Source organism: Eggerthella sinensis, from assembly GCF_003339815.1.
In the GTDB taxonomy this organism is placed as follows: domain Bacteria; phylum Actinomycetota; class Coriobacteriia; order Coriobacteriales; family Eggerthellaceae; genus Eggerthella; species Eggerthella sinensis.
The window spans coordinates 185,565-200,130 of record NZ_PPTT01000005.1 but is presented as its reverse complement, the minus strand read 5'-3'; the positions used below and the strand labels follow the sequence as shown (position 1 = coordinate 200,130).

9 protein-coding genes and 1 rRNA gene are annotated in these 14,566 nt (G+C 56.7%); 9 read left to right on the top strand and 1 reads right to left on the bottom strand.

Annotated features, from left to right (window positions below; genetic code table 11):
* The 9 genes from rrf to C1876_RS04525 all read left to right on the top strand — a co-directional run.
* Positions 1–102: ribosomal RNA gene (gene rrf / locus C1876_RS04565) — 5S ribosomal RNA — on the top strand; the annotation flags it as partial.
* Between the two features lie 190 nt (positions 103–292).
* On the top strand, positions 293–3,184 hold the full coding sequence (locus tag C1876_RS04560; RefSeq protein ID WP_114545531.1) for an N-acetylmuramoyl-L-alanine amidase: 2,892 nt from the start codon (positions 293–295) through the stop codon (positions 3,182–3,184).
* A gap of 217 nt (positions 3,185–3,401) precedes the next feature.
* Positions 3,402–5,477, top strand: coding sequence for a DUF2142 domain-containing protein (locus C1876_RS04555; RefSeq protein WP_114545530.1), 2,076 nt, complete (start codon positions 3,402–3,404; stop codon positions 5,475–5,477).
* Between the two features lie 243 nt (positions 5,478–5,720).
* On the top strand, positions 5,721–7,985 hold the full coding sequence (locus C1876_RS04550; RefSeq protein ID WP_158544613.1) for a glycosyltransferase: 2,265 nt from the start codon (positions 5,721–5,723) through the stop codon (positions 7,983–7,985).
* A gap of 187 nt (positions 7,986–8,172) precedes the next feature.
* The gene (gene rfbA / locus C1876_RS04545) at positions 8,173–9,081 is read left to right on the top strand and encodes a glucose-1-phosphate thymidylyltransferase RfbA (protein ID WP_114545528.1); all 909 of its coding nucleotides are present in this window, start codon (positions 8,173–8,175) and stop codon (positions 9,079–9,081) included.
* Positions 9,078–9,980: a dTDP-4-dehydrorhamnose reductase gene (gene rfbD / locus C1876_RS04540; RefSeq protein WP_114545527.1), complete on the top strand. Its 903-nt coding sequence runs from the start codon at positions 9,078–9,080 to the stop codon at positions 9,978–9,980. Before rfbA ends, rfbD begins: the two co-directional genes overlap by 4 nt.
* A 4-nt stretch (positions 9,981–9,984) precedes the next feature.
* Positions 9,985–11,004, top strand: a complete 1,020-nt coding sequence (gene rfbB, locus C1876_RS04535; RefSeq protein ID WP_114545526.1) for a dTDP-glucose 4,6-dehydratase — start codon at positions 9,985–9,987, stop codon at positions 11,002–11,004.
* Positions 11,005–11,013: 9 nt separating this feature from the next.
* Complete coding sequence (gene rfbC / locus C1876_RS04530) at positions 11,014–11,601, top strand: dTDP-4-dehydrorhamnose 3,5-epimerase (RefSeq protein WP_114545525.1); 588 nt, start codon at positions 11,014–11,016, stop codon at positions 11,599–11,601.
* 2 nt (positions 11,602–11,603) lie between these two features.
* Entirely contained in the window at positions 11,604–13,595 is a 1,992-nt protein-coding gene (locus C1876_RS04525) for a glycosyltransferase family 2 protein (RefSeq protein ID WP_158544611.1), read from the top strand.
* Here C1876_RS04525 and C1876_RS04520 read toward each other — a convergent pair.
* A complete protein-coding gene (locus C1876_RS04520; RefSeq protein ID WP_114545523.1) occupies positions 13,577–14,560 on the bottom strand; it encodes a glycosyltransferase in 984 nt (327 codons plus the stop codon). The genes C1876_RS04525 and C1876_RS04520 overlap by 19 nt on opposite strands.
* Positions 14,561–14,566 lie beyond the last annotated feature (6 nt).

Genomic DNA, 14,566 nt, shown 5'->3' with positions numbered 1-14,566 from the left:
GAGGCAGGGATCACCCGGTCCCATTCCGAACCCGGCAGTTAAGCCTGCCATCGCCGAAAGTACTGCGGGTCCAGCCCGTGGGAGGACAGGACGTCGCGCTCGCGGAGGGCGTTTCAGCGCCGAGGGGGCCCCGGATCCGAGCGATCCGGGGCCCTTTCCGCGTTTCGGGGGCTCTTCGGATGCCGGAGAGGGGCGATGATTCGGCATCCGACTGCCTTCAAACGGGAATCCAATGGTAAAATACGCTCATTGCTGTTTGGCAACGAATCGAAAAAACTGCTAAGGATGGATTATGAGTATAGGCAAGAAGCTGCTCTCTACCGCGCTGGCCACCATATTGTCGATCGCGTTACTGCCCGCAGGGGCGTTCGGCGTAGATCAGGGCAGCCAGTCTGTGTCAGATGCGAATACTCAGCCTGAGCAGGGTTATGTGAATGGTGACGAGACTGGTGCGGACTCAGAGGCCGATCTCCCCGAGATCGATCAAGGGCAGAGCGTCGACGGGGAATCCCCTGAAGATTCTTCTCCCGGAACTTTGGATCAGGGGATACATGAAGAATCTGATTCGACTAAATCCGAATCAATCCTGCATGATGGTCTCGAGTTGTCGAGCGAAGAGGACGATTCTGCCGAAGACCCTGAGAAAGATGCGTTCGATTCGATCTCGTACATATTTATCGATCAGCGTGACCTTACTGTGGGGGATACTCAGAACATCGTTGTCGCGTTGAAAGACGCGGCAAGCAAGATTGTGGAGGCAAAGCTGTCGTATCGACCGGCTGGATCGTCTGACGTCATTACGATGGATGCTTCTAACATCGTTGACAATACGGTGCTATTTTCAAAAGAATTCTCGGAATCGGAGACTGGAACGTTTGAGCTTTGTGGTTTTGACTATACCATTGAGGCATCTGACGGCCTGAATGCGTTCAGGGTGGAGCTTGTTCAAGATCAGGATGCGGCGTATGCATTTAGCGTTTCTTCAGCGGAGTCGTTAGGTCGCGATGAATCTTTAGGCGACATCAACGCCTATGCTCTCGGTGAGGATGGAAGAATCACGCAGGAGAACACGGTCGAAGAAGCTCTCGCTGAAGCAACGGGTGAAGATACCGCAGCGGGGATAGCGGCAACTGCGTTTTCGCTTGATAACGGGGAGTCTCGAGTAGCCTCTTCTGCATCTAAAATCGTGATCGCCCTCGATCCTGGCCATGGTGGATCTGATCCCGGCGCCGTGGGGTATGGCCTCAAGGAAAAGGATCTCAACTGGAAAATTGCGCAAGCATGCAAAAGCAAGCTTGAGAGTTATGGACGCTATGAAGTGGTATTAACTCGTTCGGAGAACGAGAATCCCGGTCTTTCTGAGCGTGTCGATCGGGCGGTGTCTGCCGGGGCGAGCGCGTTCATCAGCATCCATATCAATTCCGGTGGTGGAACGGGATCCGAGGTTTGGATTCCTAATGATTCGAGCTATCTCAAGGATCAAACCCATGAGGTGTCGAAAGAAGTGGCTAGCTCGATTTTGGATCAGCTTGAAGCGCTGGGTTTAAAAGATCGAGGTTGGAAAACGCGCGACTCGGAGCGTGTCGATGGTGAGGGCCCCTATTACTATCCAGATGGAAGTATTCAGGATTACTACACTGTTATCGAGCAAAGTCGTGAAGCGGGTATACCAGGCATCATCATCGAACATGCCTTTATTGACAACGCAAACGACGCGGGGAAGCTTGCAAGCGATTCGTTTCTTACGAGACTCGGCCAGGCTGACGCGGTTGGCATCGCGAATAAATTTACGTTTGCCGTTGGCAATACAAATGTTTCCGCAGAACAATGTACGGTAGGAACTGAGATTACGTTTTCTGCTGAAGTCTCCGGCTCCGCATCGGGGCTGACGTACAACTACGTCTGGCGCTACGGCACGGACTGGTCGGACTGGGGTTCGACGGTAAAAAGCACAGGTGGGTACACCTCGTCCACGGCGAGTAGCTTTACTGCAAAAAAGAAGGGCGTATATTATGTTTGGGTAGATGTAAAAAACTCAAACGGCGTATCGCTGACGACGCAGGAAAAGAAAGTAATTGTTAGTTCCTGGTCGGTCTCCGGCATCAGCGCGCCCGCCACGGCCGCGGCGGGCTCGAAGGTCTCCTACTCGGCGAAGGTCTCCGGCTCCGCATCGGGGCTGACGTACAACTACGTCTGGCGCTACGGCACGGGCTGGTCGGACTGGGGCTCGACGTCGAAGGGCACCGGCAAGTACACCTCCTCGGCCTCGGGGAGCTTCACGCCCACCAAGGCGGGCACCTACTACCTCTGGGTCGACGTGAAGGGCCCTGACGGCTTCGAGGCGTCCACGCCCGAGGCAAAGGTGGAGGTGTCGCGCACCTGGTCGGTCTCCGGCATCAGCGCGCCCGCCACGGCCGCGGCGGGCTCGAAGGTCTCCTACTCGGCGAAGGTCTCCGGCTCCGCATCGGGGCTGACGTACAACTACGTCTGGCGCTACGGCACGGGCTGGTCGGACTGGGGCTCGACGTCGAAGGGCACCGGCAAGTACACCTCCTCGGCCTCGGGGAGCTTCACGCCCACCAAGGCGGGCACCTACTACCTCTGGGTCGACGTGAAGGGCCCTGACGGCTTCGAGGCGTCCACGCCCGAGGCAAAGGTGGAGGTGTCGGGTTATGCCATTATGGGTGCATCGGGGACGACGGCTGCGCAAATGGCCCGATTCTACCGTGCGACCGTTGGCGATGCCTATCCCTCAAATGTGTATAGTGAAAAGGGGGCGGCAACGCTCGACGATTTCTGCACGATCGTGTACGAGGAGGCTGAGCGAGAGGGCGTGAAAGCGGAGGTGCTGTTTGCGCAAGCGATGCACGAGACGGGGTGGCTCCGTTTCGGCGGAAGCGTGAAGGCGCAGCAGTGTAATTTCGGAGGACTTGGCGCGGTGAGCAGTACGGCTGCAGGTGCGACCTTTTCAAGCGTGAGAATTGGTTTGCGTGCTCAGGCGCAACATCTGAAAGCATACGGATCAACGCAGCCTCTCAACAGTGCATGCGTCGATCCTCGCTTCTCGTTGGTTGCACGAGGCTCAGCGCTAACCGTTGAGGATTTGGGCGGGAAATGGGCTGTGCCGGGGACGAATTACGGTATGAGCATAGTTTCCCTGATCAATAGGCTTAAAACTGCCTAGGCATTTCACTTTGCCCGCTCGTCTGACTTGGTGTAATGTAATTAAAAGATGCGATATGTGCGAGTTTTCGCGCTTGTCGCATCTTTTCGTTTGCCGCGCCTCGGTATTTCGTAACATATACATCCGGGAACGATCCGTTGTCGAACGCTCCTCCTCGGTGTGGTATTGTCGTTCTTCGTAGTTGGAGTTTCGGCGTGTTTGAAGATAGGATTGATACATGAAGTGCTTTGCGGAAGATGCTGCATTCCCGTTTCGCAACCGAAGAGCAGATTTCGTATTCGCGGGTGTGCTTCTGGCGAGCGCGCTCGCCCTTATACTGGGTTGCGTATTGTTTTCTCGATCCCACAGTCTTGAAGCCTTGTTCGTGTACCTGCTGTGCGGAGCGTTCGTTCTCGTTCTGGAGTGCTTAACGTGGTGCACATTTATCGCGACTCCTCGGGAGACTCCGTTCGGGATGACGGGCGTTCTTCTGCTTAGCAAGTTGCTCGGCGTATCGCTGATGTGCTCCATCGTTCTTGAGGGGATTACGCTTTTTGGCGCTGTCACCATGACTCCCTTGTCGATAGCGGATTGGAATGTGCTCCGCATAGGGTTCTTCTTCGTGCTTTCGTACGCATCTCTTTTGTTCGTCACCGTATGTTCGCGCCAAAAACCTTTTGAAGCTCTCCGCTCGCTCTGGAATCGCCTCGATCATCGCTTTCTGGTGCGTGCTGGTATCGCGCTGGTGATCTCCGCAGTCTTGTCAGGTGCTCTTGCTCTTGCACTGGAGCAGTTCAAAAGCCTGTCGTTTGCGTCAACGTTTATGCTCTCGTTTTCCGTGATCGCTTGCATAGCTCTTTTTGTGTGCTTGCGTCAACGCGCTGGAGCTCGTCCGGAGTGGTTGTTCTTGGTGGCGGCGTTGCTACTGGGTTCCTACCTTGCCTTGTTCCCACCGGCGGTTACGAACGTTTCTTGGGACGATCAGATTCATTTTAAAAGAAGCCTTGCTTTATCCTATATCGTCAATTCCGAATATTCTGATGCGGATGCAACGTTGTTGAATCCCCTGATCGCGGATGAGGACTTTCCTCGCCCCACTGTTGGCGACGATTGGATGCCCGATGGGGATACTTGGTCCCAGTCGAACATTGATGCTTATCGCAGTTTGATCAACAGGGCTCACGAGACTGCTCCCTACCATATCACCGACGGTTTCAATACCGCTCCTTCAGAGACATCGATGGCTACGTATACGTCGGTAGGGTATGTGCCTTCGGCTGTTGGGTTGTGGCTCGGTCGGGCGTTGCACTTGCCTTTCGATGTAACGTTTACACTAGGTCGATGGATGAATTTGCTTGCGTATTGCATTGTGTCTTTTGTGGCAATCCGCATTATTCCCGTCAAGAAAATCCTACTTTGCGCTGTTGCGCTATTGCCCACGAACCTTTTCATGGCTTCATATTACTCGTATGATCCCTGGCTTATTTCATTCTTATTTGTCGCTATCGCTCTTGTGGTGCGTGAGATCTGTACGCCCGATAAGAAACTATCGACAAAAACATGGCTTACCGTGTTTTTGGTTTTCTTCGTAGCGTTGGGCCCGAAGGCAATCTACTTTCCTCTGATCGGATTGCTGTTCTTGCTGCCGAAAAGCAAATTTGAATCTGCGAAGCAAAGGAGACTCTTTATAGGGTCGGTTGTGCTTCTCGGCTGCATTGTTGTTGCGACGTTTCTCCTTCCTTTTGTTGCTTCTGGGGCTGGAGATTCAAGTGATATGCGTGGCGGATCTGATGTGAGCGCACCCGGGCAAGTCGCCTTTATCTTGGCTGATCCTCTGCGTTACGTGGGAATACTGATTAACTTCTTCGTGAATCAGTATTTGGCAATCGGAATGTCTTGCGAATATACGCTTTCGTTCGCTTACTTCGGAAATCTTGGAATGGTGTACCCATGGCTCTGCACGTTCCCGGTGATATTCTTGCTGTTTGTGGCGGTTTCCGATGCTGGAGAGCATTCGTGGTTGTTATGCAAGGCGCCAATCATTGCCTGGATGGCTCTATTGTTTATCCTGACGGTTGGGCTCGTCGCTTCTTCGCTATACGTTTCATTTACCCCTGTTGGGCTTGACACCGTGAAGGGTTGTCAGCCCCGCTATTTGCTTCCTCTGATATTTCCTTTGCTAGCTTTATGCTTTAACTTCAGATTGCAGAATAGAATCAGGTCGGATAGATACAATCTTGCTTGTATATCATTGTCCTGTGTTCCCATGGTGTTGTGTTGTTGGTTCTTGGTGGCTTCGAAAGTGTTCGTTTGAGCATAGAATACCGGCTTCGCCAAGCTTGTATAGGTTAAGCGTTACTCAAGAGAGGTGCACATGCAGGTTAGGATCAAAGGAAGATGCAGAGGTGAAGGGAAAACCTATGTATGGATTCAGGCCCACGTGTCGGAGGGCTCTCGCTTATTTGCTTCAAGCGTTAATGTTGAGGGAGATAGTCTTCCGTGCAAGTTGCTGCCTTTAGGAATAATGCCGCGAGAAGGATGGCACGAATGCGTTCTCGTGGTGTTTACGATGAATCGCCGTCAATTCGTGACTTTTTCGGAGCTTGATGCAGCGGGCAATACCGTTTCTTCCGTAAAAAGAACCATCATTCCTCTTCATTCGACTTGGGCATCGCGGGCAAATGGAGTGCTTCGCAAAGAGCTATGTGCGAAAATTCGCAACTTCGATTGGAAGGGTCTTGCTCGGCAATCGATTCTGACCTTGGATCGTTGTGTGCCGAAGAAAAATTCGTGGCTCTTCCGAGGCTCATTATTCGTTTCATGCGAAAACGCTAACGATGCTTTCATATCGGTATTCGACGCGAGCGGCACGGAAATTCCGGTTACCGTGCATTTTCTGTCTTCGGCTTCAGCTAGCATGAGCGACGGACACGGCTCGCCTTTGAAAGAGGTTCGCTTTTCGGTCGAGTTGCCAACCTCTCAACCCATTCGTGGTAATTACTGCTTTCTCGCTGGTAATAAAAAGACCCCTGAATCTGCATGTTTCGAGGTTCTTGAGCCGCATGTCGGGGAGGGCCTTAAAGAGCAGTACTGGAATGCATTTTGCGACGCCTGGCACGACCCCGCATATGGCCCATGGATGAGAAGACATAGGATTACGGCGAAACGGGCTGCTCTTCAATGTGAGACGCGCTTTGAGTACGAGCCCCTTTTCAGCATTGTGGTACCTTTGTACAAAACTCCTCTGTCCTTTTTCGAGGAGATGGCGGAATCCGTAATCGCGCAAACCTATTCTTCGTGGGAGCTCGTGTTGGTCAATGCCTCGCCGGAGGACGAAGGGCTTGCGTCTCTGTCTCGCTCGTATGCCGAGCTCGACGAGCGTATCAAGTTGATTACGCTCGAAGGGAATAGAGGGATCACGGAAAATACCAACGTGGGCATTAAGGAAAGCAAAGGCGATTTCCTGTGCTTCTTTGATCATGACGATGTTCTTGAGCCGGATATTTTGTTCGAATACGTCCGAGCTCTTAACCAATACGACGATATCGATCTGTTGTACTGCGATGAAGATAAGCTTTTCCCCGATGGACGCTACGCCACTCCCATGTTCAAGCCGGATTTCAGCATTGATCTTCTGCGGGACAACAATTATGTGTGCCATATGCTCACCGTCAGAAAGGATCTTCATTCTCGCCTGGAACCGGCAGGTGAGGATCTCGACGGTGCTCAGGATCATAACTTGGTATTGCAGGTTGCGGAACAGGGCAGGCGGATACACCATGTATCACGTGTGCTGTATCATTGGCGCATTAGCGAGAATTCGACTGCGGGGAACGCATCGAGCAAGCCTTATGCAACGCAGGCTGGTATCAGGGCAGTCGAGAATCATCTCAATCGGTTAGGCATCCAAGCTAAGGTTGAGTGCGCTCACGGGAGAGATTTTCGCTACAAGATCGATTACCCGCTTGTAGGCGAGCCTCTGGTCTCTCTCGTGATGCCTACGCGTGGTGGACTTGCCTTGTTGGAGGCTCTCGAATCGATTTTCGAATTGAGTACGTACGCGCAGGTTGAAATCGTGCTTTCCGTAAGTGAGGAGTGCGAACGAATTGTAAAGCGCGAAATCGCTGGGATGGCCTCAAGGTGTAAGATTTCTGTCGTCTCCTATGCGGGAGCATTCAATTACTCATCTTCGATTAATGCCGGCGTCGCCTGTGCGTCCGGTGAATACCTCGTAATAATGCATGACGACGTTCGGATCAGCTCCCCCGAATGGATCGAGACCCTTCTTCGTCATTGTATGCGTGACGATGTTGGGGTTGTTGGACCGATGATTTGCGATTTCGACGGCGTTATTCAACAGGCAGGTCTGTTTTTCGTCGACGGAGAAGTGATCCCGTCCTCCCCTGGTTTGTACAAGGAGTTTCCTGGGTACGCATATCGTCCCTTGAGTACTCAAAACTTAAGCGCAGTAAGTGGCGTATGTATGATGACGAGAAGGGATACGTTCGAGAGGCTGCAAGGCTTTGATCCGATTTTCGTACGTAAATATGGTGAAATAGATTATTGCTTCAGGGTGCGCCAGTCCGGATCGTTGGTTGTATATACGCCCGAGGTTTCTATCGATCATCGGGCTTCGAGAGGTAGAGGAAGAGAGACCGATCTAAACGCAATGCCCGAGTATTATCGTGAAAAGGCATCTTTTCTTGATCGATGGGCGTGCGTGCTTGCAGAGGGGGACCCGTATTTCAACTGCAACTTCTCTCATGTTCCTGGAGAAGCTTGCACGTTCAAGCTTAATTCAGAGAAGTCAGTTGAATTGTAGTGCGGCTTTTGATTCCTTAAGCTCACAGCTGGCGGGAAACGAATAGGACAGCATATTTGATGATACGATATGATCGTTTTGGTCATTGTTGCTGGAAGCCGTGAGCGGGTGAATTGATGGAAAGGCTCGGGTTTAGCGATCAAGGTCGTATACTGTCAATTTGAAACCGGTTGAAAGGTAAGTGCAAGTGAAAGGCATAATTCTCGCAGGTGGTAGTGGCACGCGGCTGTATCCGCTTACTACGGTGACGTCGAAGCAGCTGCTTCCGGTGTACGACAAGCCGATGATCTATTACCCGCTGTCGGTGCTCATGATGGCGGGCATCCGCGACATCCTGGTCATCTCGACGCCGCAGGACCTGCCGAACTTCGAGCGCCTGCTCAAGGACGGTTCGGACTACGGCGTGCGCCTGTCCTACGCCGAGCAGCCCTCGCCCGACGGCCTCGCGCAGGCGTTCATCATCGGCGAGGAGTTCGTCGACGGCGACTCGTGCGCGCTCGTGCTGGGCGACAACATCTTCTACGGCAACGGCCTGGGCCGTCATCTGCTGCATGCGGTGGAGACCGCCGAGCAGCGCGGCGGGGCCACCGTGTTCGGCTACCACGTGGACGACCCCGAGCGCTTCGGCGTGGTGGAGTTCGACGAGGACTTCAACGCCATCTCCATCGAGGAGAAGCCTGTCCACCCTAAGAGCAACTACGCCGTGACGGGCCTGTACTTCTACGACAGCCGCGTGTGCGAGCTCGCCAAGCAGGTGAAGCCGTCGGCGCGCGGGGAGCTCGAGATCACCGATCTCAACCGCCTGTACCTCGAGGCGGGCTCCCTCAACGTGGTCACGCTCGGGCGGGGCTACGCGTGGCTCGACACGGGCACCATGGAGTCGCTGCACGAGGCGAGCGAGTTCGTGCGCGCCGTCGAGCGCAGCCAGGGGCTGAGCGTGTCGGTGCTCGAGGAGACCGCCTACCAGAACGGCTGGATCGACCGCGAGAAGCTGCTCGAGTGCGCCGAGCGCTACGGCAAGTCCCCCTACGGCCAGCACCTGCGCAAGGTGGCCGAGGGCAAGATCGTCCCTCACAGGGAAGGGGCGTACGCATGAGGATCCTCATAACCGGCGGCAACGGCCAGCTCGGCAACGAGCTGCAGCGCCTTCTGCGCGACGGGGCATCCGAGATCGGGCCCATCCCCGCGCTGTACGAAGGCGCCGAGGTCGTGGCCACCGACGTCGAAACGCTTGACATCACCGACGCCGACGCCGTGATGGCGTTCGTGTCGGAGGGCTCCTTCGACCTGGTGGTCAACTGCGCCGCCATGACGAACGTCGACGGCTGCGAGACGGCCGAGGACGCGGCTTTCCGCGTGAACGCCGAAGCGCCGGGCAACCTGGCGCGCGCCGCCGAGTCCGCCGGCGCCAAGTTCGTGCAGGTGTCGACCGACTACGTCTTCCCCGGCACCGACCCCGAGCCGCGCGAGGAGGACGACCCGACGGGGCCCGTTTCCGCGTACGGGCGCACGAAGCTCGCCGGGGAGGAGCGCTCGCTCGAGGCGTGCAGCCGCTGCTTCGTGGTGCGCACGGCCTGGCTGTACGGCTACGTGGGCAAGAACTTCGTCAAGACGATGATGCGCCTGGGCGTGGAGCGCGACGAGGTGACCGTGGTGGGCGACCAGCTGGGCAACCCCACGTCGGCGAACGACCTGGCCCACGAGATACTGGCTATCGCCGCGACCGAGCACTACGGCGTGTACCACTGCACGAACGGGGGGACCTGCTCCTGGGCGGACTTCGCCCAGGCGATCATGGAGGGCGCGCATCTCGACTGCGCCGTCGCGCGCTGCACGAGCGAGGAGTACGCGGCCATGAACCCTGCATCGGCGAAGCGTCCGGCGTACTCGTCGCTGCGCAACAAGCACCTCGAGGACACCGTGGGCGACGAGATGCGCCCCTGGCGCGAGGCGCTGTCCGCGTATCTGAAGAACCTACCCGAACTGGAAGGCTAGAGGAATGTCTGAGATCTTCGAACCGAAGCGGATCATCGTGACCGGCGGCGCCGGTTTTATCGGTAGCAACTTCGTCCACTGGGTGGTGGACAATAGGCCCGAGGTGCACGTGGTGGTGCTCGATGCGCTCACCTATGCGGGCAACCGCGAGAACCTCGCCGGCATCCCGGAGGAGCGCATGACGTTCGTCCACGGCGACATCTGCGATACCGAGCTGCTCGAGGAGCTCGTGCCCGGCACGGACGCTATCGTGCACTTCGCTGCCGAGTCGCACAACGACAACTCCATCGCCGACCCCGAGCCGTTCATCCGCACCAACGTGCACGGCACGTTCTGCCTGCTCGAGGCCGCGCGCAAGCACGACGTGCGCTTCCACCACATCTCGACCGACGAGGTCTACGGCGACCTCGCGCTCGACGATCCCGCGCGCTTCACCGAGGACACGCCGTACTGCCCGAGCAGCCCGTACAGCTCGTCCAAGGCGTCGTCCGACCTGCTCGTGCGCGCCTGGTTCCGCACCTACGGCGTGCGCGCCACCATTTCGAACTGCTCGAACAACTACGGGCCGCGCCAGCACGTGGAGAAGTTCATCCCGCGCCAGATCACGAACGTGCTGACGGGCGTGCGCCCCAAGCTTTACGGCGACGGGCTGAACGTGCGCGACTGGATACACACCGAGGACCACTCCTCGGCCGTGTGGGCCATCCTGGAAAAGGGCCGTATGGGCGAGACGTACCTGATCGGCGCCGACGGCGAGAAGAACAACATCGACGTGCTGCACGCCATCCTGCAGAACATGGGCAAGGACGCCGACGACTTCGACTGGGTGCGCGACCGTCCCGGCCACGACCGCCGTTACGCCATCGACTCCTCGAAGCTGCGCGCGGAGCTGGGCTGGGAGCCCAAGCACACGGACTTCGACGAGGGCCTCAAGGCCACCATCGCGTGGTACCGGGACAATCCCGGCTGGTGGCAGGGCGCCAAGGATGCCACCGAGGCCAAGTACGCGAAACAGGGCCAGTAAGGAGGCGTCATGGCGGCAGGAGACAGCGTCAAACACGGCAACTTCACGTTCACCGAGACGTCCATCGAGGACGTCCTGATCGTCGACGTGACGGCGTACGGTGACGAGCGCGGCTACTTCGTGGAGACCTACAAGCGTCCCGACTTCGTCGCGGGCGGCATCGGTGCGGAGTTCGTCCAGGACAACCAGTCCTCCTCGACGAGGGGTGTTTTGCGCGGGCTGCACTTCCAGATCGAGCATCCGCAGTCGAAGCTCGTGCGCGTCGTGTCGGGCGAAGTGTTCGATGTAGCCGTCGACCTGCGCCCCGGCAGCGCCACGTACGGAAAGTGGGAGGGCGTCGTGCTGTCCGCCGAGAACCGGCGGCAGTTCTTCGTGCCGCGCGGCTTCGCCCACGGTTTTCTCGTGCTGTCCGACGTCGCGGAGTTCTGCTACAAGTGCGACGACGTGTACCATCCCAACGACGAGGGCGGCCTCATGTGGAACGACCCCGAGATCGGGATCGCATGGCCCATCCCCGAGGGCATGGAACTCGTGCTGAGCGAGAAGGACCAGGCGCACCCGTCGCTTGCGATGCTCGCCGCGGAGTTGAGGCTCTAACGGTGGATGCGTTCCGTCTTTCGGATGCCGCCTCGGCGCATCTGGTATCGCGTCCTCTCACGGCGGCTGAGCGGGGTCGTGGCGAAGCGTTGCGCGTGCTCCGATGCGTGCGCGCGGCAGAACCCGATGCCCTGACGTGGGCGGTGCTGTACTTCAAAAGAGGTGCGTTCCTAGGAGAGGAACCGCAGCTTGCCGGCGTTGGTGCGATGCTGTCGCGCATACTATCGTGCAATGCCGTCCCCGCATGCGATTCTATGCTCATCTGCGACGATGACTGGAATGTGCGCGAATTCCAGGTTACGCTTCCCCTCAATACTCGTTTTTTCTCGCTGCGGTGCGGTGCTGCTCGGTGCTCGGTCGGATGGTCGCGGCGAAACGAACTGCTTGACGCGCACTATCTTGAGATTCGCCATGCTGCGGCAGATGACGCATACGAACGATGGCTCTTCGCTGGTCGCGATGAGGGGTCGGGAGTCCGTCGAGCCGAAGGTCCTTTGATGAGCATTGTGACGCCGGCGTACAAGACGCCTCCGGCGTTCTTGCGCGAGATGATTGATTCGGTTCGTGCACAACGGTACGAGAATTGGGAATTGGTGTTGGTCAACGCGAGCCCCGATGATGAGGGTATGCGAGAGGTGCTGGCCTCGTACGACGATGATCGTATTCAGGTGATTGAGCATCCAACGAACGACGGAATTGCTGGCAACACCAACGTGGGTATTGCCGCTTCTCATGGCGCGTACGTGAGTTTCCTTGATCACGATGATCTTCTTGAGCCGGATGCCTTGCTGCAATACGTTGAGGCGATCGAGAGGTCGGAAGAGCCGGTCGATATGCTCTATTGCGATGAGGATAGCTTGAACGAGCGCGGCACGTACGGATGGCCTCTCTTCAAGCCGACGTTCAATCCCGATCTCTTGTATTCAAACAACTACGTGATTCATTGGCTGACCGTGAGCCGATTCGTATTGGACCGGACGACCCGTTCGTCGAAGGATGTGGACGGAGCGCAGGACTATGATCTCACGCTCAAGGCGGGTGAGGTGGCGCGCAAGATCGTCCGTGTTCCTCGTGTTTTGTACCATTGGCGCATCCATCAAGGTTCAATCAATGCGAATCCCGATTCGAAGCCCTACGCTCAGTTGGCGGGTCAGCGCGCGCTCGAAGGACATTTTGAACGCAGGGGGGTATCGGCTCGTGTGAACCAGGAAAGCGTGGTGTGCACGTATCGGAGCAATTTCCTGCTGCCTGATGCTTCCGCGCCGCGTGTGACGTGCGCCTTGATGGGCGATGTCGCAACGCCCGCGTTGTTCGATGCTCTGAACGCGTACGCTTCCTCGACTGAAACGGGCTCGTATGAAGTGCTGCGCTATGCATCTGATACTCCTGTCGAGCGAAACAAAGCGCTGGAAGAGGCTTCAGGACAGGTGATTCTCTATGTTTCATCACCGATAGGCAGCGTGAGCGAAGATGCCATCGGGATGCTTGCAGGGTGCATGGAAAGGGCGGAGGTTGCAGCCGTATCGCCCCAGGTGCTCCGTGCCGACGGTCTGATCGATTACGCTGGTTTGTGCATTCAGCCGAGTGGCAAGCTTATGTACATGAGTCGCTACTTGCCGACCAACGATTATGCTTACGTTGGACGCTCTCAGCGACCTTACGATGCCTTGCTGGTTAACCATGCTCTGCTGATGCTGCGTGTCGATGACGCATGCCGTGCGGGCGGGTTCGACGCATCCTTCGAGACGAGCGCCTATGCTTCGGCCTGCCTGTGCATGACAATGCACCAAGCGGGGATGCTCGCGGTGTATCTTGCTTCAGTGCGATTCTCGCAGGCAGCAACGGGCAGTCTGCTCGCCTCGACTGTTGGAGTGCATGCGGTCCAAGACCGAGATCTGCTTGCTCGGCGATTCGGGATCCTTTATGGGCAGGGCGATCCGAGTCACAACCCCAACTTCGATCCGGAAAGCGCGTACTATCGCTTGAAGTGGTAGCGCAGACGGTCGAGCGGCATGAGCGCTTGGATGTATGCGCGTTTGAACGAAGGCTCCATGTTCGTCGAATGCTTGATGACGCCGCTGTCCATGCGTTGGAGCATGGCATCGATGAGCGCACGCACTTCGGAATTTTGGGGATCGAAGTCGTGCTCGAGCATTTCGAGATAGGCGCACCCTCGGCATAGATGGGCCTCGCGCACTGCGGGTGCGGTGACGCCTCGCCGCTTGAGCACTTCGTCCATATCGATCCATCGTTCCGCAATGATCCGGGGGTCTTTGAGTCCGCCGGAGAGCTCCTCTGAGAACTCTCGATAGCAGTATAAAGGCTCATCGATGTACACGATTGATCGCGCTGCGCACATCGTTTCCATGAGGAATGGATTGTCTACCCAACCCGCACCTGGGCATTCAAGGAAGCGAATGCCCTCTGATGAAAGAAAATCACGTCGATACAGGGCGGTCCAGATACTGGGATGGTAGAGCAGCAAGTCGGCATGCTCGCCGATGGTGAAAATGCGGTCGACGGGTTCGATTCGTCCGGTGTGAAACGAGGGCTCGCAATGTTCTTCGGGAGTGCCCGCTTGGCAGATGCGCCAGTACGACGCTTTGATGATGTCGGGTTCGTTGTGACGTTCCGCGGCATCGATCAGGACCTCGAGCATTGACGGTTCGAGATAGTCGTCCGGTTCGACGATGCCGATGTAAGAGCCACGGGCTCGGGCGATCCCCTCGTTCATAGCGCTTCCGTATCCTGCGTTTTCGCGATGAACGACGACGAAGCGCTCGTCTTCTTGGGCTATCGCGTCCAGGATGTCTCCTGAGTCGTCGGTTGAACCGTCGTCGATGCAGATGGCTTCGAAGTTCGTGAAGGTTTGGCTCCGGATGCTTTCGAGGCACTGGAGGAGATACGGCCCTACGTTGTAAATCGGGACGATGATCGATGCGAGGGGGGTGTTGGCCATGAATCG

Excerpts from the sequence above, each read along its gene's own strand:
- rfbB (WP_114545526.1), top strand. The coding sequence starts at position 9,985 with ATGTCTGAGATCTTCGAACCGAAGCGGATCATCGTGACCGGCGGCGCC.
- C1876_RS04560 (WP_114545531.1), top strand. The coding sequence starts at position 293 with ATGAGTATAGGCAAGAAGCTGCTCTCTACCGCGCTGGCCACCATATTG.
- C1876_RS04520 (WP_114545523.1), bottom strand. The coding sequence starts at position 14,560 with ATGGCCAACACCCCCCTCGCATCGATCATCGTCCCGATTTACAACGTA.
- C1876_RS04555 (WP_114545530.1), top strand. The coding sequence starts at position 3,402 with ATGAAGTGCTTTGCGGAAGATGCTGCATTCCCGTTTCGCAACCGAAGA.
- rfbD (WP_114545527.1), top strand. The coding sequence starts at position 9,078 with ATGAGGATCCTCATAACCGGCGGCAACGGCCAGCTCGGCAACGAGCTG.
- rfbC (WP_114545525.1), top strand. The coding sequence starts at position 11,014 with ATGGCGGCAGGAGACAGCGTCAAACACGGCAACTTCACGTTCACCGAG.